General features: G+C 68.7%; 22 protein-coding genes. 8 read left to right on the top strand and 14 right to left on the bottom strand.

The genetic code is table 11. From position 1 onward, the window contains the following. The coding region (locus tag OXK16_06330; GenBank protein ID MDE0375561.1) for a hypothetical protein at positions 1-368 on the top strand (368 nt) is incomplete at its 5' end. Between the two features lie 62 nt (positions 369-430). On the opposite strand, the gene OXK16_06325 is transcribed toward OXK16_06330, so the two are convergent. The 7 genes from OXK16_06325 to OXK16_06295 all read right to left on the bottom strand — a co-directional run bounded on the left by OXK16_06325 (position 431) and on the right by OXK16_06295 (position 8208). Further along, positions 431-1222: a BtpA/SgcQ family protein gene (locus OXK16_06325; protein ID MDE0375560.1), complete on the bottom strand. Its 792-nt coding sequence runs from the start codon at positions 1220-1222 to the stop codon at positions 431-433. Next, positions 1222-1947, bottom strand: coding sequence for a maleylpyruvate isomerase family mycothiol-dependent enzyme (locus tag OXK16_06320; protein ID MDE0375559.1), 726 nt, complete (start codon positions 1945-1947; stop codon positions 1222-1224). The genes OXK16_06325 and OXK16_06320 overlap by 1 nt, the downstream gene beginning before the upstream one ends. Positions 1948-2122: 175 nt before the next feature. After that, complete coding sequence (locus OXK16_06315; protein ID MDE0375558.1) at positions 2123-3196, bottom strand: LOG family protein; 1074 nt, start codon at positions 3194-3196, stop codon at positions 2123-2125. Positions 3197-3247: 51 nt separating this feature from the next. Beyond that, positions 3248-4144 carry a hypothetical protein gene (locus tag OXK16_06310; protein MDE0375557.1) on the bottom strand — a complete coding sequence of 299 codons (897 nt, stop codon included), beginning with the start codon at positions 4142-4144 and terminating at the stop codon, positions 3248-3250. Positions 4145-4160: 16 nt separating this feature from the next. Next, positions 4161-5168, bottom strand: a complete 1008-nt coding sequence (locus OXK16_06305; protein MDE0375556.1) for an AAA family ATPase — start codon at positions 5166-5168, stop codon at positions 4161-4163. After that, positions 5161-7278, bottom strand: coding sequence for a hypothetical protein (locus OXK16_06300; GenBank protein ID MDE0375555.1), 2118 nt, complete (start codon positions 7276-7278; stop codon positions 5161-5163). The genes OXK16_06305 and OXK16_06300 overlap by 8 nt, the downstream gene beginning before the upstream one ends. A 111-nt stretch (positions 7279-7389) precedes the next feature. Continuing rightward, positions 7390-8208 carry a rhomboid family intramembrane serine protease gene (locus tag OXK16_06295; GenBank protein ID MDE0375554.1) on the bottom strand — a complete coding sequence of 273 codons (819 nt, stop codon included), beginning with the start codon at positions 8206-8208 and terminating at the stop codon, positions 7390-7392. Positions 8209-8274: 66 nt separating this feature from the next. Here OXK16_06295 and OXK16_06290 point away from each other — a divergent pair, with 66 nt between their 5' ends. Beyond that, a complete protein-coding gene (locus OXK16_06290) occupies positions 8275-9525 on the top strand; it encodes a pitrilysin family protein (GenBank protein ID MDE0375553.1) in 1251 nt (416 codons plus the stop codon). Next, positions 9522-10292, top strand: coding sequence for a 4-hydroxy-tetrahydrodipicolinate reductase (dapB, locus tag OXK16_06285; protein ID MDE0375552.1), 771 nt, complete (start codon positions 9522-9524; stop codon positions 10290-10292). Before OXK16_06290 ends, dapB begins: the two co-directional genes overlap by 4 nt. Before the next feature lie 76 nt (positions 10293-10368). Here the strand turns inward: dapB and OXK16_06280 are convergent, their stop codons facing one another. Continuing rightward, positions 10369-10764 (bottom strand): hypothetical protein, encoded by a 396-nt coding sequence (locus OXK16_06280; GenBank protein MDE0375551.1) that lies wholly within the window; start codon positions 10762-10764, stop codon positions 10369-10371. Here OXK16_06280 and dapA point away from each other — a divergent pair. The 5 genes from dapA (at position 10763) to OXK16_06255 (ending at position 17914) form a co-directional block, all read left to right on the top strand. Then, positions 10763-11614, top strand: a complete 852-nt coding sequence (dapA, locus tag OXK16_06275; GenBank protein ID MDE0375550.1) for a 4-hydroxy-tetrahydrodipicolinate synthase — start codon at positions 10763-10765, stop codon at positions 11612-11614. The two genes, OXK16_06280 and dapA, sit on opposite strands and share 2 nt — an antisense overlap. Further along, the gene (locus OXK16_06270) at positions 11611-13242 is read left to right on the top strand and encodes a ribonuclease J (protein ID MDE0375549.1); all 1632 of its coding nucleotides are present in this window, start codon (positions 11611-11613) and stop codon (positions 13240-13242) included. Before dapA ends, OXK16_06270 begins: the two co-directional genes overlap by 4 nt. 351 nt (positions 13243-13593) lie before the next feature. Continuing rightward, complete coding sequence (locus tag OXK16_06265; protein MDE0375548.1) at positions 13594-15852, top strand: DNA translocase FtsK; 2259 nt, start codon at positions 13594-13596, stop codon at positions 15850-15852. A gap of 74 nt (positions 15853-15926) precedes the next feature. Continuing rightward, on the top strand, positions 15927-17123 hold the full coding sequence (locus OXK16_06260) for a dihydrolipoamide acetyltransferase family protein (GenBank protein ID MDE0375547.1): 1197 nt from the start codon (positions 15927-15929) through the stop codon (positions 17121-17123). Beyond that, positions 17120-17914, top strand: a complete 795-nt coding sequence (locus OXK16_06255; protein MDE0375546.1) for a hypothetical protein — start codon at positions 17120-17122, stop codon at positions 17912-17914. The genes OXK16_06260 and OXK16_06255 overlap by 4 nt, the downstream gene beginning before the upstream one ends. 91 nt (positions 17915-18005) lie before the next feature. Here the strand turns inward: OXK16_06255 and OXK16_06250 are convergent, their stop codons facing one another. The 6 genes from OXK16_06250 to OXK16_06225 are packed head-to-tail and all read right to left on the bottom strand — an operon-like array spanning position 18006 to position 23512. Next, the gene (locus OXK16_06250) at positions 18006-18974 is read right to left on the bottom strand and encodes an alpha-ketoacid dehydrogenase subunit beta (GenBank protein MDE0375545.1); all 969 of its coding nucleotides are present in this window, start codon (positions 18972-18974) and stop codon (positions 18006-18008) included. Between the two features lie 29 nt (positions 18975-19003). After that, complete coding sequence (locus OXK16_06245) at positions 19004-19984, bottom strand: thiamine pyrophosphate-dependent dehydrogenase E1 component subunit alpha (GenBank protein MDE0375544.1); 981 nt, start codon at positions 19982-19984, stop codon at positions 19004-19006. Continuing rightward, positions 19981-20733, bottom strand: a complete 753-nt coding sequence (locus OXK16_06240) for a glucose 1-dehydrogenase (GenBank protein MDE0375543.1) — start codon at positions 20731-20733, stop codon at positions 19981-19983. The genes OXK16_06245 and OXK16_06240 overlap by 4 nt, the downstream gene beginning before the upstream one ends. Then, positions 20730-20984 (bottom strand): lipoyl domain-containing protein, encoded by a 255-nt coding sequence (locus tag OXK16_06235; protein ID MDE0375542.1) that lies wholly within the window; start codon positions 20982-20984, stop codon positions 20730-20732. Before OXK16_06235 ends, OXK16_06240 begins: the two co-directional genes overlap by 4 nt. A gap of 57 nt (positions 20985-21041) precedes the next feature. Then, complete coding sequence (locus tag OXK16_06230) at positions 21042-22319, bottom strand: MFS transporter (protein MDE0375541.1); 1278 nt, start codon at positions 22317-22319, stop codon at positions 21042-21044. A 14-nt stretch (positions 22320-22333) separates the two neighbouring features. After that, entirely contained in the window at positions 22334-23512 is a 1179-nt protein-coding gene (locus OXK16_06225; protein ID MDE0375540.1) for a mandelate racemase/muconate lactonizing enzyme family protein, read from the bottom strand. Between the last annotated feature and the right edge of the window lie 51 nt (positions 23513-23563).

Below are 23563 nucleotides of genomic sequence, written 5' to 3'. Positions count from 1 at the left end.
TGGTCTTCCTGGAGCAGGCAGAGGCTGAGTTCGCGATGGGCGACACTCGCCAGGGCGCCGAGAAACTCTACGGCGCCGCTGTCCAGGCCATCATCGCCGCCTCTCTCCAACGCGGGTGGAAGTATGACTCGCGTCGCGCCAACAAGAATGCCTCGGTGGAGATGGCCAAGGAATATGGTGACGCCTCCCTGATCAACGGGTTCTCAGCTGCCGAGAAGCTGCATATCCACTTCCATCACGACAACATGGAGAACTACGAGATCGCCGTGGACCGCCACGGCGTCCGGGGTTATGTCGAGCACCTGTTGGCTCTCGTCGAAGAGTACGAAGGGGGCGAGGAGTGGGAGCGACCTGAACCTCTCGAGTGATGCCGCCCCCTCGGATCGGCTCGCTCAGTCGCTGGGGAATCGACCGCTCGGATCGCGCTGGGCTACGAGGTCTGTCCTTCCGAGCATCGGGCGGCCTGAACGAAGGCCTGGGCTCGGGCCGGGTCCACGGGGCGGCGGACATCGCCCTCCTCCTTGATGGCGGTGCCCACGATCACGCCGTCGGCGGTCCGGAGCACGGAGGCGACGGATACCTTGTCGACTCCGGAGCCCACCAGCAGCCGGGTGTCGGGAACCGCCTGCCGGACCTGCCGGAGCATGTCCTCGTCCGCCGGGAGGCCGGTGCCGCGCCCGGAGAGGATGATGCCGTCCGCCATACCCCGGTCGCGGAGATCGGTGGCGGCGTCCTCGAGGCAGAGGCCGGGCGGGGGAGTGGCGTGCTTCACGAACAGGTCGGCCAGCACCTCGATCTCGGGGTTCAGCGACGCCCGCAGCCGGGCCACACGGGCCGCCTGGCCGACGATCGGGCCCTGGTCGGTGTACATCATCGACGACAGGACGTTCACCCGGATGAACCGGGCATCGCAGGCGGCGGCGATCGAGAGGGCGGAGATGGCGTCGTTGCGCAGCACGTTGACCCCTACCGGAATGTCCACCGCGGCCCGGACGGCGGCCACCACTCGGGCCAGGGACGCCACGGTGATCGGTGGCACTCGATCGGCGAAGAACGGGGCGTCTCCGTAGTTCTCCACCAGGAGCGCATCGAAACCGCTCTCCTCGAGAAGGATCGCGTCCTCTACGGCGCGCTCCACGATGGCCCCTGTAGGCGGGAGGTAGGAAGGCGAGCCGGGGAGTGGTAGGGCGTGGACCATCCCGATGAGTTGGCGGGAGGCCATCAGAAGATGCGCATCTCCTGGAAGGCTATGTCGGCCATCTCACCCTTCAGGATGACGTTCTCGGCGTCGTCCGGATGGAGCCGTCCGACCGCTACCCGGCAGATCTCCCCGGCCGGACCGCGGATGAGCTGGTCCGTGTCCTCGGGGCCGGCCACGTACTTGGCGTACATTGGTCCGATCCCCTCGATCCGGACCGGTTCCGTGTACTCGTACCCGGCGAGGTCGAAGGCCCATGGAAGGGTCATGTGGGCGAACCAGATGACATGGCGGAGGCGATCCGTATCCTCGGGCTCCTCGTCCATCGCCTCGTAGATGTCGAGGCCGTGGGCCCAGACTTCCGCCAGTTGGAGGGTGGCGAAGGTCTTGGCGGACATGTCCGAGTACACCCAGGGGACGCGGTCGGAGGCCGAGGCCCTGCTCATGGCGTCAACCACCTGTGCCCTGCCGAGCCGCCACCACTCGATCACGTCCTGGGGGCGCATCTGCCGCCCTCGCTCGACACCGACCTCGGCCATGTCGTCGACGCTCTCGTACTCGTCAAGATCATCGAGCATGGCCCCGTCCTCGGCTACGGCGTTGTAGGCGTACTCCTGGAAATGAGCCAGATGGGAGATCGTGTCACGGATGGTCCACTCGTCGTGGGGGAGCCGGATGTTCCACTTGTTGACGGTGATCCTCTGGAGGAACTGGTCGAGCTGTTGTTGCTCGGCAACGAGATCAGACAATACTTCCCGCATGGTGCCAAGTTTACCACCGCGTATCCGCAATCGTTCTGCCCGCGACGCCCTTCCCTCCGGCCCGCCGGCGGTTGGGCCGGCCTCTTCCGAAGAGGGAGCCAAGCACCCGGGATCGACCGGTGCGGTCGCTTGATCAGGCCATCCGTGATCGGGTCCGGCGTCCTCAGGCCGTGTGCGGCCTGGGTAGTGGACCCTCGAACCCCGGGGTCTCGTAGACGTAGCTGTTGAGCCGGTCGACCAGCAGGCGCAGGCGTCCCAGGCTCCGCCGGTCGAACCACATCGCCAGCCGGGCGCAGTCGAGCGCGTCTCCATCACGGATCTCGGCTTCCGAGGGACCGATGGCCTCGATCCGTCCCCGAGCGAGGACGTCGGCGAACTCCTCGTTGAGGTCTTCCACCTGCCTCTTGGTGGGGGCGTGTCGTAGCCGGAGCACCAGCCGTCCGTCCACGTAACGCTGGGAGTGATAGTTGGCGTAGAAACGGCAGATCTCGTCAGCCGCGGCGGCTGCGTCCTGGGCGAGCACGAACAGGTTGGCGTCCGCGGGGCTGATCATCCCGTGCCCTTCCAGGCGCTCGCTGACGAACGCCTGCCACGAGGACCAGTAGGAATCGCCCGCCTCCATCAGCACGACCGGCTGGATGGGCGCCTTCCCGGTCTGGATCAGCGTGAGGAGCTCGAAGGCCTCGTCCATGGTGCCGAAGCCGCCCGGGAAGATGGCGAAGGCGTGGGACTCCTTCACGAAACCCAGCTTGCGGGTGAAGAAGTACTTGAAGTTGATCAGCCGCGACCCGGATATGTAGGAGTTGGGCGCGGCCTCGAACGGCAGCCGGATGTTGACGCCGAAGGAACCCTCCCGGCCGGCGCCCCGGTTTCCGGCCTCCATGATCCCGGGGCCGGCGCCCGTCACCACCATCCATCCCCGGTCCTCCCACATGAGGCGGGCGAAGTCACGGGCCAGCAGGTAGTCGGGATGGTCGGGCGCGGTACGCGCCGATCCGAAGATGGTCACCTTCGGGGTCTCGGCGTAGGACCTGAACACCTTGGAGGAGTAACGCATCTCCTTCAGGGCGCTGTTGAAGAGCTTGATCTCCCATCGGTCGGCCCGATCCCGGTGGAGCTTGAGGGCGGTCGTCATGAGTTCGGCGATCAGATCCTGGTTCTCGCCGTCCCCGGCTCGAGCGACGAGATCGCGGATCGTCTCGTCCAGTCGCGGGTCTCCCATGCTGTATCGGGCCATGCTTCCTCCGATGTTCGTCTCCCAAGCTAGCGGTGTCTCAGCTCGTACCGCTCAGCGCCAACCTTCCGCCAATGCCAGGCACACTCCGTCGAGGATGTCGTAGCCGGTGACAGTGATCTGCTCCAGGCCGAGCACCTGGAGGGCGGTCTCGGCGACCACGGCGCCGCCCAGGATCACGGGCGCCCGTAACGGGTCGAGGCCGGGGATGGCCCGCTTCTCTTCGAGCGTGAGCCTGCCCAGCCAGGACACCATGCCCTCGAGGTCGGTCAGGCTCAGGCTTGCGCCCTCGACGCGGGCCGCATCGAAGCGGTCGAGTCCCTGATGGATGGCCGCCAGAGTCGTCCACGTGCCGGCCGTGCCCAGCGCCTCGGGCCGGCCGGCGAATCCCGCTGACCGCATCGCTTCGGCGGCGGTCCGGCGGGCCGCGGCGAGGTGTGCGGAAACGGCCGGGTGGGCGGGCAGGCATCGTTCGGTGAGCCGGATCGATCCGATGTTCACCGAGACGCCGCCGTCATCGGTCACGATCTCGGTGCTCCCTCCGCCGATATCGACCACCACCATCCGGCCCGGGTCGCCATGCCGGGCGGTGGCGCCCCGGAAGCACAGATCGGCCTCCTCCTCGCCGTCAATGACGTCGGGACGGAAACCCAGCGCCTGCCGGGCGGCGGCGAGGAACTCCTCACGGTTGACGGCATCACGGGTGGCGGCCGTGGCGACCGCCCGAGAGGCCGTGACGCCGGCCGATCCGATCCGTCGCCCGTATCCGGCCAGCACCAGGACTGTCCGCCCGATCCCTTCCGGTGTCAACCGTCCTGATCGGGTCGAGTCCCGCCCCAACCCGGTCACCTTCTCGATCCGCTCCACGTCGGCCATCCCGTCGCGACCGACGTCGGCGATCAGCAGCCGGGTGGAGTTGGTGCCGATATCGACCGCGGCGAACCGTGGCACCGGCCCGAGTACCGCTCTAGCCGCCGAACGGCGGGTCGGATGGTCCTTTGCGCACGCAGGCCGCCCAGACCGTCTCGTAGTGGTCGATGTCGTAGGCATCGATGTGGGGGAGCACCATGGCTTCCCAGGCGGTGCGGAGCGGGTCCTCCCACCGCTCGTACACCATCAGGCCCACCGGAAGGCGGTCGAGAACCGTGCGCAGGCTGATCGGGGTCTCCACCCGGGTGCCCGGGTCGGTCGAGAGGAACGACCGGTTGATCTCGGTGGCCAGCCTGCTGATATGGCGCACGTATACGTCGCGCATCGAGGGGTAGCGGCGGTCCAGCATGGCCTCGATCTCGGAGATGTCGGGAAAGTCCTTCTCCCAGATGACCCACCGGTCGGCGAATGCCTTGTTGAGGGTCTGGGTGCCGGCGTAGTCACGCAGGTCGGTCGGGTTCATCGTTCCGAACAGGCGGACATCATCCCTGAGCGGTACCGTCTCGCCGGTCGGGAGGTCGAGCGCCGCGTAACGGTCGAGCAGGCCGTGCAGGGCGAAGAGGGTCTCTGCCCCGGCGGCGTTCAACTCGGACAGGTTCACCAGAGCGGTTCCTCTCAGCGCCCGGGTGATGTCACCGTCCTCCCAGCGGCTCTCCGTGCCGCCGAGGCCGTCTCCGTAGAGCTTCACCGAACCGATGAGGGTGATGTCGCGCACCTCGCCGGTCAGGGGGATCCGGTAGTAGGGGAGGCGCAGCAGGGCGGCGAACTGTTCGATGTCGTGATCCTTGCCGGTCCCCATGTGCCCCCGCACGGCCAGGTGGAGCGGTACGGTGCCTTCGGGCTCCTCCCGGCGGATCTTCTCCACCTGGGCGAAGCGATACAGCATGCCGACGTCGACGTAGTGGGGGTCGGGCTCGGGGATCTTGTTGATGCGCTGCTCGTAGTCCCGCACCTCGGTCCTGGGAACCACCACCGTGTCCAGGGTGATGGGCCGGCCGTCTCCGGTCGGGTCGGTGAACGTGACTTTCGCGGGTTGGTCAGGCACTGCGTAACTCCGGCATTAGGGGGCTGCTCGCGGTTTGCTGGCGTCCGGCCCGGATCCACCAGGTGTCCTCCCCGTCCAGGGCCAGGCCCCGCCGGAGCGCCATCCGTACTCCGGCCACCATGGAGTTGGCCAGATCGTCCGGACGGGAGATCACCTGATGGTGACGGTAGGCGGAAACCACCGTATCGTCTCCCACGCCGATCCCCAGAACCGTAGTGCCCCGCCCGTCCACTTCCTCCACCGACCGGGCCAGGGCCTCCACCGACCCCCTGGTCATCCCGTCGGCCAGCACCACCAGCACCCGGACCCGGGCGCCGTGGTTGACCAGCCGCCCGGCCGCGTAGGTGACGTTCAGCTCGTCCACGTTGGCGCCCTTCTCGAACAGCGACACGGGTGGGGCCTGGCGCGGGTTGCGCCGCGCTTCGATACCCGCATCGCTCGCATGGGCTGCTGTCCAGAACAGTCCGGCGAGAAGGTCGTCGGATCGCCGCCAGGGTTCGTGGAAGGCCGACAGCACGTAGTGGTTGACAGTGGAGGTGAGGCGATCGGCTGCTGCTCCGTGGCTCTGGCGCAGCTCGCTGATGGCGGCTGCCCGCCGGCGGGAGTAGGTCCACTCGGTGTCGTCCACCTGGGCGACGAAGGCTCGGTTGAACAGCGCCACCTCGAAGTCCACCCGGAGTTCGTTGCACATGGCGGCCAGGGTCCACGCGCCGAGCATGGCGGCCGCCAGACCCCAGGGCCGGCGGTCGCGCGGCGCCGACAGCCGCCGGGGCTGGAGCATGGAGGCCGATCCGTCCACCAGCACGCTGACCGCGTAGGAGCGGCGGGTGGAGACGGACCGGCGCTCGAACATCCGCTGGTAGAGGCCGCCGCCCAGGAGCAGCGCGGCGTGGGGTGAGAGGTCACCGGCGTCGAAGCCCGATCTCAACCCGCGGCGCTGGTTGGCGATGAACAGGGGATGCAGCTCGCCCCCGACCTGTCTCTGGTCGACGTTCCAGTCGCGGGCCGCGTTGACGAGGGCGGTTCTTCCCCGGTCGGAGAAATTGCGGAAGGAGTCGGGAACGCGCGCCACGGCCAGCTTGCCGCTCTGGCCGTTCGGGAGATAGATGACCGGGGCCTGGCTGACCATCAGCAGCTGATCGGTCCCTTCACCGGCGGTCCGGTCCAGCCTGGCCGACCTGAGGTCGAGGCCGCTGGGATCCTCGGCCCCCCGGCGGATCTCGTTGTAGTGGTCGGCGTCCTGGACGGCGGGCGAGAAGAGCCTGACCCGGTCCAGGCCGTCTGTCATGGCGTCCTTCTCCGCCTGTTCACGTTCCTGGCGAGCCTGGGGTTGGTCGTCGGGCGCGCTCTGCTGTATCAGGCTGTGCGCCTTGGCGATGGCGAGGAGCTGCATCGCCAGATCAGCGGTGTCCCACGGGTGAGCGGCGACCGATGCCTTGTCGAGAACGGCGCGGGAATCCGCCCAGGCAGCCCCGGAACGGGAGTCGAGGAGCCGTTCCAGCCGGTCGGGGGGGACGTATCCCCCCACGGACATGAAGCAGGCGATGGTGAACCGGGTCAGAGGTCCACTACCCGCCAGCGCTCCCCGCAGGGACGACCGGTAGAGGTCCTCGAGGACGGAGCGGGCGCCCGGATAGGCCTCCAGGCCCTGACGCTCCTGGCGGGCGTCCTCAATCGCGAAGAAGAGCGCCTCGGCCGGGGGGCCGCCGGCCCGGTCGAGGGCCTCCAGCAGGGTGAACTCCTCGCCCTCCTGCGGACCGGGCAGGTCGTCCTGGAGCCAACGGTCCGGTAGGGGCCGGCACTCGTCGAAGTCGGAGGAGACCAGGTGGATCACCTCGTGGAGTGCCGAGGCGAGGGCGGTCTCCTCGGCGGTGACGGGAGCCCTCCGCCCGTAGGCGGCCTGGAAGAGTCCGGGGTCGATCACCACCTCGTGCTCGGACGCCTTGCTGGTGGAACCGAGCGTCACCCGCAGTTCCTCCCTACCGGTCAGGGTGCGTGCGACCCGGGTCACCGCGCCCGCCACCCGCTGGTACCGGCCGACCACCGACTCGATGGCGCGTTCCTCCGGGGGCAGGATCTCGGTCAGCAGCGAGCGATCTCGAAGTGTCACAAAGCTCTATTGTCGCAGGTCCGGACACATGTGGCGCCGTATGAGTGTTCTGCTTGCCGAACAGCCAGGCATGTTCCTCGCTGTGTTCCGCTTCCTTGACGGACCGCTCGTTCAGGCCACGACCACGGCCAGCATGCCCACCAGGATGAGCGCCGAGGGCACGAGCGTTCGCATCAGGTCAGCGCTGGGACCGGCGGGAATCCGCTGCCAGGCCCACACGATGAGCATCCCCGCCACCAGGCCGCCCACATGTGCTTCCCAGGCGATCCCGCGCACCAGGAGGGGCAGCGCGAGGTTGATAGCCAGCAGGAGGAGGAGCTGGCGGAAACGGGCGGCGCCGGCCGGGGTGTGGCGGAGCGGATAGGTTCCCACCAGGACGGCGCCGAAGAGTCCGAAGATGGCGCCCGAGGCCCCCACCGCGGCGCCCTCCGACAGGTACTGGAACGTCACCCCTCCCGCGACCGCGGCGGCGAGGTAGAGCGCTACGAAGCGGACGGTGCCGGCCGTCCGCTCGATGTACGGACCGAACACGTAGAGCGCGTACATGTTGAAGACGATGTGGAGGACGCTGCCGGTCGAGTGCAGAAACGCGGCGGTGATGACCCGCCACCACTCGCCGGCGCTGACGGCCGGAGTTATGTGGGCGTAGTCGATGGTGAACCGGACGTTCAGGCGCTGGGCCAGGTAGGCGGCCACCGAGATCACGATGATGGTGAGGACCGCCGGGGTGATGCCGGAGCGGATGCTCCGGGCGGGCACGACGCGGGTCGTGGCGCCGGCGCACTCCGGGCATCGCTGGCCTACCGGTGAATCCCGGGAACAGTCGCCGCAGATGTGCCGCTCGCAACGCGAGCACCGCAGGTACGTGACCCGGTCCCGGTGCCGGTGGCAGGTGGCCGGGCCGGCTGCGCCCGACGTTCCGTCGTCCATGCCGTCCATTGTACGGGCAGGGTGACGAGTACTCGATGGGCCGTTTAGCTTGTACCATCCCCGCCCATGCAAGTTGAGATTTCACAGACGTCCACGGGGTTGACGGTGCTGACCGAGCCGGTCCCGGGAGTCAGGTCGGTAGCGGTGGGTTGCTGGATAGACACCGGTAGCAGGGATGAGCATCCCGGCGAGGCGGGAGCGGCCCACTTCCTCGAACACCTCCTCTTCAAGGGCACCGAGGAGCTGTCGGCCCGATACATATCCGAGACGTTCGACGCCATCGGCGCCCAGAGCAACGCCTTCACCTCCAAGGAGTACACGTGTTTCTGGGCCCGCATGCTCGACAGCGAGTTGGCGACCGGCATGGACCTGCTGGCGGAGATGCTCCAGCGTCCCGCCTTCCGACCGGAGGAGATCGATTCCGAGCGCAACGTGGTGATCGAGGAGATCAACATGAACGAAGACGACCCTTCGGATGTGGCGGGGGAGACCTTCATGCGGACTCTCTTCCGGGGGCATCCGCTGGGCCTGCCGGTGCTTGGTACCCGCGAGTCGATCGGTGGCATGACCGCGGCGGATCTGAGGGGTTACTGGCAGCGGCGCTACGGAGCGGGGACCGCGCTGGTGGCGGTGGCCGGCAACGTGGAACACCGGGACGTGGTGGAGATGGTGGAGCACCGGTTCGGCGCCTGGGAGGCGGCGGACGGCACCCATGACCTCGCCCCACTCCGGGTGGACCCGACGGCGAGCGTGGTGGAGCGAGACACCGAGCAGGTCCACCTGGTCTTCGGAGGCGAGTCGATGCATCGCACCGACGAGGGCCGGGTCGTCGACGGCGTGATGCATCACATACTGGGCGGCGGAATGTCGTCTCGCCTGTTCCAGAAGATCCGCGAGGAACGCGGCCTGGCCTACGCGGTTCACAGCTTCGCGATGCGCTTCGCCGAGACGGGCGGCTGGGGAGTGTACGTCGGCACCACGCCGGCCAATGCCCATACGGTCATGGAGATCCTGGTCGAGGAGATCGAGCGGATGATCACCGACGGTGTGACGGCCGCGGAACTGGACAGGGCCAAGGGACACATGCGGGGCGCCCTCGCCCTCTCCATGGAGGACACCAACACCCGGATGATCCGCCTGGGGCGCAACCAGCTGTTCGGCCTGCCCCACCTTCCGCTCGATGAGCGCCTGGCCCGGGTCGAGGCCGTCACCAGGGCGGACATCGAGGACATCGCCGCCCGGAACCTGACGGGTCCCCGCGTGGTCGGCGCCGTCGGTCCGGTCCCGGCCCGCGAGTTCGAGGGATACCTGTCGTGATCTCGGTCGGGATATCGGGCGCTCCCGGAAGGATGGGACTCCTCTCGCAGGCGGCGATCGAGCCGGTGGAGGACCTGGTCGTGGGCGGTCTGTACGCACCGGGCCATGACGGTGAGCGGCTCTCCGGGGGGATCTGCTCGGACGATCCTGAGGACTTGCGCCGGTGTGACGTGATCCTTGAGTTCACCCACCCGGAAGTGGCTCCGTTCAACGTCCGCCGGTGGAAGTCCTTCGGCGCACATGTCGTGATCGGGGCCTCGGGCTACGACTCCTCCCGCATCGCCCGGCTCCGGGACGAGTGGGCGGGGAGCGATCGGCGATGCCTGGTGGTCCCCAACTTCGCCCTGGGCTCGGTGCTGATGATGCGGTTCGCGGAGATGGCCGCACCGCTCTTCGCGGTGGCGGAGATCATCGAGATGCACCACGAACAGAAGCGCGACGCACCCTCCGGAACCGCTCTCAACACCGCAGCCCGCATGGGACGGGCCCGCCGGGAGGCGGGTATTCCACCGAGCGATCGGGGCCGGGAGCTGGAGGACGGCGCCCTCGGCGCCGACGTCGAGGGCATTCCCGTCCACTCCGTCCGGGCCCCGGGCCTGGTGGCCCACCAGGAGGTGATCCTGGGTGGGGTCGGCGAGTACCTGACCATCCGCCATGACACCACCGACCGCTCCTCCTTCGCCGCCGGGATCGTCCTGGCATTGCGGTCGGTTTCCTCGCTGGAGGAGCCGGTCACGGTGGGTCTGGACGGCCTGCTCGGCCTCTGATCACCGCTCGGGAGCGGCGGTGCCGGACATCACGGCTGGCGGCTGTCGAGGTCGATCCAGTACACCGCGCCCCGCGCTACCACGGCGCAGATCGCTCCATCCGCTCGGCTGTGGCGAGAGCGTGCCTCTCGGTCGGCCGCTCGCCGACGGCGAGCGCGGCGTCGGTCACGAGCTGCTGGCCGAAGGTCGTGGTGGTCTGGGCCGAGTGGCGGCGGAGTTGGTCGGTCACCCACCTCGAGAACGGAACGCCGAGGTTTTCGATGATCGGCACGACGTCGTCAGGCACGCTGATCGTTTTGTCCGGCATGTACGTATTCTGTGATGCAGTCGCAAGCCGGACCCAGGCGAGCGGCACGAGTGGTGGTAGTTTCCTATGATTGGCCCGAGCGGTAATCGACAGGACGGCTTCCAGGCCGGCCACCCGCGAGAGGATACGGAACTTGGCCCTAACTGCCGGCTTGACCACCGCCATGATTACCCCTTTTACCGGCGACGGGTCGGTTGACTACGGCCGGATGGCCCGGCTGTCGACCCACCTGGTGGAGAACGGTCACGACGGCCTGCTGGTCACCGGGACCACCGGCGAGTCGCCCACCCTGTCCGACGCGGAGAAACTGGCCCTGTACTCCACCGTGGTGGAGGCAGTGAGAGGCAAGGCGGCCGTGATCGCCGGAACCGGAACCTATGACACCCGGCACTCGGTCGAGATGTCCAAGAAGGCGGCCGATGTAGGGGTCGACGGCCTGATGGCGGTCACCCCGTACTATTCGAGGCCCAGCCAGGCCGGCCTGCTGGCCCACTTTCACGCCATTGCCGACGCCACCGATCTTCCCCTCATGATCTACAACATCCCCAGCCGCACGGCCCGGTTGATCGAGGTGGAGACCCTCGCCGAGATGGCGCAGCATCCCAATATCGCGGCTACCAAGGACGCGGTGGGCGACCTCGAGTTCACCAAGGCCAGCATGGAGTTGGTGCCTGATGACTTCATGGTGCTCTCGGGGGATGATTCGGCCACCCTGCCGATGATGGAGTTGGGTGGTCAGGGCGTGGTCTCGGTGGCGGGTCACCTGGCCGGCCGCCAGATCAAGAGGATGATCGAGGCCCACCGGGCCGGTGACACTCCCGAGGCGTGGCGCCTCCACGAAGGGCTGATGCCCCTGTTCGACGCCTGTTTCATCGAGCCGAACCCGATGCCCACCAAGGCCGGTTTGAACGCCCTCTGGGAGCCGGTCGGGGATCCGAGGCTCCCGCTGGTCCCGGCGTCGCCCGAGACCCGCGACACCGTGGTCGCCGCAGTAGGCCGAGCGCAGAGGTTGTGAGCGTCCGGGTCACGTTCCTGGGGGGTCTGGGCGAGATTGGCCGCAACTGCGCCGCGGTCGAGATCGACGGTCAGATAGCGCTGGTCGACTGCGGCCTCATGTTCCCCGAAGAGGACATGCGGGGGGTGGACCTGGTACTCCCGGACTGGCGGTGGCTGGTCGAGCGCCGGGAGGACGTCCGGTGCGTGGTGCTGACCCACGGCCATGAGGACCACATGGGCGGCCTCGGCTACTTCCTCTCGGAGGTACCGGTCCCGGTCTTCGGCACCGAGCTGTCGCTGGCCATCGCGGCCGGGCGGGTGGACGAGATGGGAGTCGAGAGGGATTTCCGTCCCACCCCGGACGGTCAATGGGTCACTGACGGGCCGTTCAGGTTCCAGCTGATCCCGGTTTCCCACTCGGTTCCCCAGGGGAGCGGGGTCGTGTTCGACACGCCGGAGGGCCTCGTCCTCCACACAGGGGACTTCAAGCTGGATCCGACGCCGATCGACGGGCGCCGCTCCGACCTTCCCAGCTTCGGACGGTTCGGGAATCAGGGCGTGCGCCTGCTGCTGTCGGATTCCACCAACGCCGAGCGGGCCGGATTCGTGCCTTCCGAGAAGTCGCTCGAGTCCCCCATCCTCTCCATCGTCCGGCAGGCGCCGGGCCGGGTCATCAGCACCTGCTTCTCCAGCCACCTGCATCGGGTCCAGCAGCTGTCCGACGCCGGCGTGGGCGCCGGGCGCTACCTGAGCTTCATCGGCAGGTCCATGGAGCGCAACGTGGCGATCGGGAGGGACCTGGGCGTTCTCCACATCCCCGAGGATCGGGTGATCAGGATCAGCGAGGCGATGGACCTGCCGGCCGAGGAGGTCATGATCATCACCACCGGTTCGCAGGGGGAGCCCTTCGCCGCGCTGTCGCTGATGGCCGTGGGACGCCACCGCTTCGTGACCCTGAACCAGACCGATACGGTCCTCATCTCGGCGACGCCGGTTCCGGGCAACGAGACCGCCGTCTCCAAGGTCATCTCCGACATGATCCGCCGGGGCGCCACGGTCTTCCACGGGGGGAACGCCAACGTGCACGTGTCCGGGCACGCGTCGTCCGAGGAGCTCAAGACGTTCATCAACCTGATCCGTCCCGATGCCTTCGTGCCCATCCATGGCGAGTACCGCCATCTGCGCGCGCACGCCGACCTCGCCATCGACATGGGTGTCCCGGACGTGCTGGTCCTCGAGGACGGCGATGCCGTGGTCCTGGACGGCGAGTCCACCCGGGTGGAACGTGATGTCGTCGATGCGGGATACGTGTACGTGGACGGCTCGGGGGTGGGGGATATCCAGCAGGGTCTCCTCCGGGAGCGGGCCCGGCTCAGCGATGACGGGGTGCTGGTGGTGGTGCTCCTCCTGGACGGGGAGGGCGAGGAGTTGGTGAGGGTTCCACAGGTGATGAGTTACGGGCTGATGACCGAGCCCCTACGCGTGATGGACGATGTGGCCGAGGCGGTGATGACCGCCGCCGACCAGCATCCTGAGCGGTTCTTCCGGGATGTCGACACCGCCGTCCGCCACGCGGCGCGCCGGGTGATCAGGAACGAGATCCGCCGCAAGCCGGTTGTCGTGCCGGTGATCACCTATGTGGACTAGTTGTTAGTCGTTAGTTTCTAGCCGGTAGTTGCTGGTTGCAGTGGCCGGTGACCACTGTCCACAGCGATAGCCGCCGGTGTGGACTGGGATTGGTGTAGTCTGGTCGGCTACATGGCCAAGGCGACATCCACCCGTGGGGACACGGGGCGGAGACGGGTGTCACAGGTACATGCGAATCGTAAGAGGACGGAGCCGCGCAAGGCGCGCTCCGGACCGCGCCGGGGCGCCGCCCCCCGCCGGGCGTCTGCGCCCAGATCGGCCAAACCTCAAGCCTCCGGCCGTACCGCGCGGCAGGGTCGGCAGGCAGGCCCGTCCAAGCGGGCTCCGCAGGGCCGCCGAGCCGAGCCTCGCGTGTCGGTCTTCGCTCTGCTCTACGAGCGCCTCCGCTTCGGGATCGGACGCCAGGCCCACCACCTGATCGGCCTCGGGCTCGCGCTCGCCGGCGTAGTGGTGGCCCTCGCCTTCTTCCAGTCCGCAGGCCCGCTGGGCCAGCACATGCTGGATGGGCTCCGGTTGCTGCTGGGCATGTGGGTCTACCTGGCGCCCCTGGTCCTGCTGGGCCTGGGAGGTGCTCTCCTGCTCGGTCGCGCCACCGATGGCCACCGTAGGATGGTCTTCGGCGTTGTGGTCTGGCTGGTGGGGTTGGTGGGGCTGTTCCATCTCATGACCGGCAATCCGGCCCTGGCCGGCGGTACCGAGGGCGTGAAGCAGTCGGGCGGGGTGATCGGGTCGCTGGCCGCCTTCCCGCTGGAGCGGATGCTCGGGTTCTGGGGTGCTTTCGTAGTGCTCGTGGTGGTGGCGTCCGGCGGGGTGATGCTCGCCATGCGGGCCTCCATCGGTGAGGTCCTGGTCGCGTCGGGGGAGTTGAGCGTCTATGCGGTGAGGGTGATCCGATCACGGCTGAGCGCCGCTCGTGTCCGCTTCGCCGGCATCGCAGGGGGGTTGCAGCAGCGTCGCAGGGCCCGTCCCGCCGAGGTGTCGAGACCTCGCCGGCCGGTCCGTCCGCCGCAGGCCGCTCCCGCGAATGCCGCCGGATCGGACGAGGTCAAGGTTGCCAAGCGTCCCGATGCGGGCGCTTCGAAGGCAGGTAAGGCGAAGCCGGCCGGGCGCCGCAAGGCGCCGAAGAAGCCGGCCGCGGCCACGACCGCACCCGATGCGGGCGGGTACCGGTTGCCTCCTCTCAACCTGCTGGACACACCCAGAGCCGAGCAACGGAGCGGGAGGATGGTCCAGGAGACGGCCCGCCAGCTCGAAGCCACGCTCCACGATCACGAGGTCAACGCCCGGCTCACCAACGTGGTGTCGGGGCCGACCGTCACCCGCTACGAGATCGAGCTTGCCGCCGGGGTGAAGGTCGCTCGGGTCACCAACCTGGCCGGCGACATCGCTTATGCCCTGGCGACCCCTGATGTGCGGCTCCTGGCGCCGATTCCGGGCCGGTCGGCGATCGGGGTGGAGGTTCCGAACCGGCACCGCCGGCTGGTCACGCTCGGCCACGTGCTCTCCTCGGAGGAGTCGACCTCCAACCACCATCCGCTGACGGTCGGCTTGGGGGAGGACATCTCGGGGCGTCCCGTCCTGGTCAATCTGGCAGATCTACCCCATCTGCTCATCGCGGGCGCGACCGGTGCCGGCAAGTCCTCGTGCATCAACTCGATCGTGACGTCCATCCTGATGAGGGCCAGACCGGAGGATGTCCGGTTGATCATGGTCGACCCCAAGCGGGTGGAACTCGGCCAGTACAACGGGGTTCCCCACCTGCTCACCCGGGTGATCACCAAGCCGAAGAAGGCGCTGGAGGCCCTGCAGTGGGCGGTCGGCGAGATGGACCGGCGCTACGAGCTGCTCGCGGACAGCGGGGTGCGGGACATCACGGGCTACCACGAGAAACACGACGCAGGAGGCCTGGATCCGGCCAAGTTCGATCGCTTCCCGTACGTGGTGGTGGTCGTCGACGAGCTGAACGATCTGATGATGGTGGCGGGCCGTGACGTCGAGTCGGCCATCGTCCGCATCGCCCAGATGGCCCGGGCGGTGGGGATCCACCTGGTGATCGCCACCCAGAGGCCGTCGGTCAACGTGATCACCGGCGTGATCAAGGCCAACATTCCGAGCCGGTTCGCGTTCTCCGTGGCGTCGCAGGCCGATTCTCGGGTGATCATCGACGTGGTGGGCGCCGAGAAGCTGGTCGGGGTGGGGGACATGCTGGTCATCACCGCCCGCGAGCCACGCCCCCAACGGGTGCAGGGAGCATGGGTGAGCGAGGGCGAAGTCGCGGCGGTGGTCAAGTGGGTGCGGGACCAGAAGAAGGTCGAGTACCGGAAGATCGAGGAGGAAGTCCGCCAGTCCAAGCGCCAGGAGGCATCCGATGAGGACGACGGCGAGGATGCCGACCTGATCCGGCAGGCCACCGAGCTCGTGGTCCGCTCGCAGCTGGGATCCACCTCCATGTTGCAGAGAAAGCTCAGGATCGGGTTCGCCCGGGCAGGGCGGATCATGGACATCCTCGAGACCAGGGAGATCGTCGGGCCTTCCGAGGGCTCCAAGGCCCGCGAGGTGCTGGTCACCATGGAGGAGCTGGAGCAGCAACGGGCGAAGGTGCCGGTCTGATCCGTCTTGCCTGCGGGTGACGGACTCCAACCGGTGGGCTGGCGGGTGACCCGGCTCGCGTACTATTGAACCCGATGCCCTACGTGTTCGAGCTGCCCGATATCGGTGATGGACTCACCGAGGCCGACATCGTCCGGTGGCACGTTCCCGTGGGCGGGCCGGTGGAGGCCGATCATGTCCTGGTCGAGGTCGAGACGGCCAAGGCGGTGGTGGAGATCCCTGCTCCCGCCGGAGGGACGGTCTTGCACCACGGTGCTCTGGAGGGTGAGACCCTGGCGGTGGGGGCGGTGCTGGCAGTCATCGGCCGAGCCGGGGAGGTCTGGCCGGATGGCGATCAACCCGGTGACGCAGCCACCGGTTCGCGGCGTTCCACCGGTCCGGCCGGTAGGGGTCCGGCCGGGCAGCCTGCACAGGAGGCCTCCGTCAAGGCTCTACCCGTCGTGCGCCGGCTGGCCAGGGAACACGGCATCGACCTGTCCTCCGTCCGGGGGACGGGCCCCGGCGGGAGGATCACCAGGGATGACGTGATGGCGGCCGTCGACGGCGTGACTCGCGAGGATGCTGTGGCGCCGGCCGCGGGTGAGCGGGTCCGACTCTCGATGCTGCGCCGCACCATCGCCGGCAACATGACGGCCTCCTGGCTCGAGATCCCCCACGTGACGGTCTTCCACGACGTCGATGCCACCCGCCTCCTGGCGGCCCGGCGGGCATTGGCGGCCCGCCACGGGCGGAGCATCCCGATGGAGGCCCTGGTGATAAAGGCCCTCGTGCCGGTCCTGGACGAGTTCCGCGTCTTCAACGCGACCCTGGAGGGCGACGAGCTGCTGCTCCACCCCTCCCTGGACGTGGGGATCGCCGTGGATACCGATGAGGGCCTGCTGGTGCCGGTGATCCACCGGTCGGAGAAGCTGAGCCTGATCGAGCTGGCGGCGACCATCGCCGACCTCGGCGTAAGGGGCAAGGCCCGGTCGCTCCGTCCGGACGACCTGACCGGCGCCACCTTCACCCTCTCCAACATCGGCGCTCTGGGAGGGGCCAGGGGCACCCCGATCATTCCCAAGGGCACGACCTCCATCCTGGTCATAGGGATGGCCGTCGACACGCCGGTGGTCCGGGACGGCGCCGTGACGGTGGCGCCCGTGATGCCCCTCTCGCTCGGCTTCGACCACCGGGTGATCGACGGCGGTCTCGGGCAGCGCTTCCTCAACAGGCTCGTCGAGAACCTGGAGGAACCGGCCCCGTTCCTGGCCGACTGCGCAACTCCGATGTGAGCGAGACCGTTGCCGATCCGGCGGTGGTGGACCGCCGCCACCGGTCACTGCCGGCCGTTCGCGAGGCCGAGGTGCCGAGCAGGATGATGACCATCTCGGGATGCGAGGGCCGGATCGAAGCCCGGACCCTCTCGAAGGACATGTCCGGGCCGGCGACCCGCCTCGTCATGCTGAGCTCGGGATGGGGGTCGGGCGTGGTGGGGGCGTTCACCGCCGATGTCGAGCTGTTCGTAGTCCGCGGCGACCTGATGGTGGCGGGGGAGCGGGTGGGCCAGTACGACTACGCAGCCGTCCGATCGGGCGACGTCATCCCCGGGATCCGGGCCCTCTCACCCACCCTGGCGCTGCTGATGACCTCGGCGCCGGTCCGGTACGACAGCTCGGTCGGTGGGATGCTGTCCAAGCCCGTGATCGGGTCGGCGAGCGGATCTCCGTGGACGCCCGTCAGCGAGCTCCCGGGCCGGTTCATCCGTCCACTAGCCGACGGTCCCCACGGTCAGGTGTGGCTGGCAGGGGCCCGTTCCTGGACCAACGAGGACGGTCCGTGGCACTCCCACGCCGGCGCGGAGGAGGTCTTCGTGCTGGACGGGGAGTTCACCATGGCCGAGCGCTTGCCCGGCCACGACGGCGGCGAGATACACGACTGGGAGGCCGGGACGTACACCTACCGGCTCCCGGGGCAGCTGCACGCCGGCCCGGGTTCGGGCTCATCGGAGCTGGCCCTCGCCTTCCACCGCATGCAGGGCCACAGGACCATCCGGTGGGAAGGACCGGATCGCATGGAAGAGTGATCTGACCACCCTTCCGGCCCGCGCCGTGGTTCCACCGGTACCCGGGCTAGCGATTGTTAAGTACAATCAGATATAAATTAGCAATTAGCAATTAGCAAAGGCCCATGACCTCCCGGGCGGCGGCCACGATCTCATCCTCTCCCGGGACGACCGCCCGCTCCAGCGGGGGGCTGAACGGGATGGGTGCTTGGGCGGCGCCCACCCGCACCGGCGCGGCTCGCAGCCGGTCGAAGGCCTGACCGGTGATGGCGGCCACCACCTCGGCCCCGAACCCGCCGAACTCCCAGGCTTCGTGCGCCACCACCACCCGACCGGTCCTGACCACGGAGGACAGCACGGTGTCCAGGTCGAGCGGCACCAGCGACCTGAGCTCGATCAGCTCCGCGTCGATGCCCATCTCGGCCAGCCGGGCGCAGGCCTTCTCGGCGTGAAGGGTCATCACCGAGTAGGTGACGATGGTCAGGTCCGCGCCGGTGCGGCGAACCGCGGCCGAGCCGAGCGGGACCACGTGGTCCCCCGCCGGGACCGGTCCTCGCTTGGCGGTGATCCGCTTGTTCTCGAGGTAGACCACCGGGTCGTCATCCGCGATGGCCGCCCGCAGGAGGCCCCTGGCGTCGGCCGGGTTGGACGGGGCCACCACCTTCAGGCCGGGCAGGTGGGTGAACAGGCCCTCCAGGCTGGACGAATGCTGGCCGGCCGATGAGCGGAGGACCCCGTCGGAGGCTCGGAGGACCAGCGGCACCGACACCTGCCCGCCGAACATGTAGCGGAACTTGGCGGCCTGGTTGACGATCTCGTCCATGGCCCCGAGGGTGAACTCGACGAAGCTCATCGAGGCCACCGGGCGCAGTCCGGTCACCGCCGCCCCGACGCCCACCGCCATGATGATGGCCTCCGATATGGGCATGTCGATGACCCGGTCGGGTCCGAACTCGTCCAGCAGGCCCCGGAACTGCCCGAAGTTGCCGCCCCAGCTGATGTCCTCTCCGAGCACCACCACGCGGTCGTCCTCTCGCATGGCGGACCTCATGGCGTCCACGGTCGCCTGGCCGAAGCTCATCCTTCGCGTCGTGCCGTCCCTCTGCGCCATCAGCGGACCCGGGTGAACACGTTCTCGAGGGCGGTGCCGCCCTCCGGATAAGGGCTCTCCTCGGCGAAGCTCACCGCGGCGGACACTTCCTCCCCGGCCTCCGCCCACACCGCGTCCCCGGCTCCGGCCGTCATGAGCCCTTCATCGGTGAGCGTCCGTTCCCAGCGGAGGATCGGATCCTCCTCACGCCGGGCCTGCACCTCGGCGGATGCCCGGTAGACCTCGGCATCGCCCACGTAATGGCCGCCGAAGCGGTAGGTCTCCATGTTCAGCAGGGTCGGCCCGACTCCCTCACGCGCCCGTGCCACCGCCTCGAGCGTCTGCCGGTAGGTCGCCGCGGGGTCGTTGCCGTCCACCGTCACTCCGGGGATTCCGTACGCGGCGGCCCGGACCGACAGGTCCTCCACCGATGTGGTGCGGAGCCGGGAGGTGAACTGGGCGTACTGGTTGTTCTCGCACACGAACACCACCCCGAGGCGGTGGGTGGCGGCGAAGTTGAGCGCCTCGTGGAAGGTCCCCTTGTTGATGCCTCCGTCCCCGAAGAAGCCCACCGCCACCTGGCCGGTGCCCCGGTAGCGGGCTGACAGCGCGGCCCCGGTGGCGATCCCGAGCCCACCGGCCACGATCCCGTTCGCCCCCAGCATCCCGACCGAGAAGTCGGCCACGTGCATCGAACCGCCCCGCCCGCGGCAGGCCCCTGTCGCCTTGCCGTACAGCTCCGCCATGATCGGACCGAGCTCCATGCCCTTGGCGATGGCGTGGCCGTGGCCGCGATGGGTGGACGTGATGTAGTCGTCGCGGTCCAGGGCGGCGCACACGCCTGCGGCGACGGCCTCCTGGCCGATGTAGGTATGGACGAATCCGGGTAGCTTGCCGGCCTTGAACAACTCCTCGACCCGGGACTCGAACACCCGGATCCGCACCATGGTCCGGTGGATGCCCAGACTCAGGCCGGGTGACATGGCCCCGGTGAGGCTCATTGGGCGGTGTACCCCCCGTCTACGGCGATGATCTGGCCGGTGATCATCGCCGCGGCGTCACCGGCCAGGAACACGACCGGACCGGCCACGTCCTCGGGGGTGCCCAGCCTCCCCATCGGGGTGCGGGACAGGAAGAACTCCCTGAGTTCCGGCTCGGTCTTCCACTGGCGCCGGACCAGTTCGGTTGCGATGTGCCCCGGCGCCACCGCGTTGACCCGTACTCCGGAGGCGGCCCACTCCACGGCGAGGGCTCTGGTCATCTGGACCACCCCGCCCTTGCTGGTCTGATACCCGACGCTGCCGGGAAAGGCCACCAGTCCACCGATAGAGGCGATGTTGATGATCGAGCCCCGGCCTTGTTCCATCATGCGCCGTCCCACCGCCTGGCACATGTAGAGGCTGCCCTTGACGTTTACGTCGATCACCCGCGCCAGCAAATCCGGTGGATAGCCGGCTGCTGCCCCACGGCCTCCGATGCCGGCGCTGTTGACCAGCACGTCGATACCGCCCAAGCGGGTCCAGACTTCCTCCACCGCCGCCTCTACGGCCGCCTTGTCGGAGACGTCCAGGGTGACGGCGGTGCCGCCTACGGTGCTCGCCACCTGGCGGTTGGCCTCCCTCGCGAGGTCGGCGCCCACCACTTCGGCGCCGGCCGCAGCGAGAGCCAGCACTACCGCCTTGCCCAGGCCACTGGCAGATCCGGTGACCAGTGCCCTCCGGCCGTCGAGACCGAATCCGGGTGGGGTCACGGGTCGATGTAGGCGAGGGTCGCCCCGACGGGCACCTCGTCATCTGACACGGTCGCCACGATGTCGATGGCGCCCGATGCCGGAGACTCCAGAGCGACCTCGGCCTTCTCGGTCTCCACGATGACCACCTCCTGGCCCTCCACCACTGCGGCCCCGGGGTCGACCAGCCATTCGATCACCACCACTTCTTCGACCACACCCATCTGTGGCACGGTCAGGGGTACTCGACGGGAAGGGTCGGGTGTGCTCATCGGGGCGGAGACCTCCGGTGTCATGCTTCTGGTCGGGCCGATTCTGCCAGATCCGGATCAGGCGCCATGGCCGACCACTGCCTCGTCCAGCGCGCGAGAGCGGTACCTCCACAGCAACATCATCGTCATGGCGGCCGCGAAGTTGAGCGTTACCCCTGCCCACGGCAGGTCATAGGCGCCGAACGTGTCCACGCCCCACCCGAACACCACCGGCCCGATGGTCAGACCCAGCCCGAACCCGAGCACGATCGACGCGGTGCTCTGGCCGGTTTGCTTCGGATCGGACAGCATGATGGCGGCCATCATGCCGACCGACATCCAGGAGCCCGTGCTCATCCCAACCAGCACCGCCCCGACCCATATCAAGTAGGGCGTGGTGTAGGGGGCCACCCAGGTGGCGATGAAGGCGCCCGCAGACAGGGCACCGATCACCAGGAGCGGGGCGGAGGGATGCCCGGCCCGCTCCGCGATCCTTCCCCATACGACCCGCCACAGCGCGCCGGAAGCGCCCGACACGGCGATGACGGTGCCGGCCAGGGTCACACCCATGCCGAGGTTCTCCTGGGCGTAGAGCGGAACGAAGGCCGCGTACGTGCCCACGCCGATCCCCATGGTGATGCCGTAGGCCGAGAGCCACCGCACCGCGCCCGGCTGACGCCCGCGCCGTTCCCCGGCAGTCCGCGCCGGAGTCCAGGCGGCGGGTCCGGAGGGCACGATGGCGAGGGTGAAGGCGATGCCCACCAGCGCCACCAGCGAGGCGAGCACCAGCGCCATCCGCCATCCGAGGCGCGCCGCGGTCACCGGCAGGGCCAGCCCGGTGGCCAGGATCCCGATCTGCACCCCGGACTGCTTGATCCCGGTTATCCACCCGCGCGACCCGGCCGGAACGTTCTCGACGATGATGTTGTTGGTCGCCGAGTTGGCTCCGGCGGCCGGGATTCCGGCTATCGCGGCGAACACCATCAGGGACCAGAAATCCCAGGAGAAAGCCATCGTCAGCAGCCCCAGGAACACGAACAGCAGCATCAGGATCTGGGTGTAGCGGCCGCTCAGGCGGTCGGCCAGCACCCCGAGCGGGATGCTGGTGATCATGATCGCGAAGGCGTGAAAGGTGGCGACCGCTCCGATCTCGGTCCGGGTCAAGCCCAGGTCATCGATGAAGAAACGGGACAGTATCCCGATGATCGGCCCGGGCGTCATCGAGAGGGCCATCGCACCGGCGAGGACGGCCGAGAGTCCCACGAGGCCAACCCTCCGGGGTGTCACGGGGCTCGGGTCGGGACGGTCGTCGATGTCGGAGTTCTCCCGCGGTAGCTGCCGAAGGAGGGTACTCACCCACCCGCACGCGATTACCGGTTCCGGTCGACCCTCAGACGGGAGACGGAGCCGTCCGGCGTCACGCCCAATCCGGGGGCATCGGTGAGGAACAGTGTTCCGTCGGTGAGCCGGGGGAAGGGTCGGGCCAGGCCCTCGCGGAGCGGGTTGGGGTTGGAGTCGATCTCCAGCAGGCCGTCACCACCCGCCGCCGCCAGCAGGTGAGCGGAGGCCAGGACCCCGATTCCCGCCCCGAGATGGTGGGGGCAGTAGCGGCGACCGGCTGCCAGGACCCGCCCGGCGACCGGCAGGCATCCCGTCATGCCGCCCCACTTGGTCACGTCCGGCTGGATGACGGTTAGCGCTCCCGTCTCGATCGCCGTGTCGAAGGCTGCTTCACCGACCAGGTTCTCGCCGCCCGCCAGGGGGATGGGGGAGCCGTCGGCCAGGCTCCTCCAGTCGGCTTCGGGCCGGTCGGCCGGGATAGGTTCCTCCAACCAGGCCGGCGCGTAGGGGGCGAGCGAGCGGATCATCGACCTGGCCTCGCCGGGGGACCACGCCTGGTTGGCGTCCACGGCGATGGTGGCTTCCCGGCCCAGCTCGCTCCGCATCCGGTCGAGGTTGGCGAGGTCGCGCCGCCTCCCGAAGCCGACCTTCAGCTTGAAGGCGCGGTGGCCCCGCTCCCGGGCCGCGGCGGCCTGGCCGGAGGGGTCCTCCGGCCCGATCCCGCTGGCATAGGCCGGGACCCGACCGCTCCCCGATCCGCCGAGGAGCCGCCAGAGCGGCAGGCTGGCCCGCCGGGCCGCCATGTCCCAAAGTGCTATGTCGATACCCGCGATGCATTGGCTGAAGGGCCCCGGCTCGCCGGCCTGGATGCCCACCAGCCTGAACCGTTCCGATAGGTGATGGAACACGGCCTCGGGCCCGGGCCACGGCCTGCCGACGACGGCCGGAGCGAGTACCCGGGCGATCAGGTCGGCCCGGTAGCCGGCGGCGGGCTCAGGGAAGTTGCACCACACCTCCCCGTATCCGTGGACGCCGTCGGTGCATCGGGCGGTCACCACGACCGCCGGGCGGTCCGCCATCTCCCCGAAGGAGGTCCGCACCGGACGGGTGACGGGGGCGCGGTAGACGTCGACGGTCAGCGACTCGATCGTGAACGGGTCGACGGCAGGGAAGCCGGGGTCGTCGCGGGTGGCGCCGGTGGGACTCATGGGCACGAGTATGGTTACCGCCGTCGGCAAAGGCCAGGAAGGTCGATGGGT

The organism is bacterium, from assembly GCA_028821235.1.
GTDB lineage: Bacteria > Actinomycetota > Acidimicrobiia > Spongiisociales > Spongiisociaceae > Spongiisocius.
This window is presented reverse-complemented; position numbering and strand designations above follow the sequence as displayed.

What these genes read in the sequence shown, in the direction of transcription:
- OXK16_06325 (MDE0375560.1), bottom strand. Translation starts at nt 1,222, where the DNA reads ATGGCCTCCCGCCAACTCATCGGGATGGTCCACGCCCTACCACTCCCC.
- OXK16_06315 (MDE0375558.1), bottom strand. Translation starts at nt 3,196, where the DNA reads ATGGCCCGATACAGCATGGGAGACCCGCGACTGGACGAGACGATCCGC.
- OXK16_06295 (MDE0375554.1), bottom strand. Translation starts at nt 8,208, where the DNA reads ATGGACGACGGAACGTCGGGCGCAGCCGGCCCGGCCACCTGCCACCGG.
- OXK16_06290 (MDE0375553.1), top strand. Translation starts at nt 8,275, where the DNA reads ATGCAAGTTGAGATTTCACAGACGTCCACGGGGTTGACGGTGCTGACC.
- dapA (MDE0375550.1), top strand. Translation starts at nt 10,763, where the DNA reads ATGATTACCCCTTTTACCGGCGACGGGTCGGTTGACTACGGCCGGATG.
- OXK16_06280 (MDE0375551.1), bottom strand. Translation starts at nt 10,764, where the DNA reads ATGGCGGTGGTCAAGCCGGCAGTTAGGGCCAAGTTCCGTATCCTCTCG.
- OXK16_06260 (MDE0375547.1), top strand. Translation starts at nt 15,927, where the DNA reads ATGCCCTACGTGTTCGAGCTGCCCGATATCGGTGATGGACTCACCGAG.
- OXK16_06250 (MDE0375545.1), bottom strand. Translation starts at nt 18,974, where the DNA reads ATGAGCTTCGGCCAGGCGACCGTGGACGCCATGAGGTCCGCCATGCGA.
- OXK16_06245 (MDE0375544.1), bottom strand. Translation starts at nt 19,984, where the DNA reads ATGAGCCTCACCGGGGCCATGTCACCCGGCCTGAGTCTGGGCATCCAC.
- OXK16_06235 (MDE0375542.1), bottom strand. Translation starts at nt 20,984, where the DNA reads ATGAGCACACCCGACCCTTCCCGTCGAGTACCCCTGACCGTGCCACAG.
- OXK16_06225 (MDE0375540.1), bottom strand. Translation starts at nt 23,512, where the DNA reads ATGAGTCCCACCGGCGCCACCCGCGACGACCCCGGCTTCCCTGCCGTC.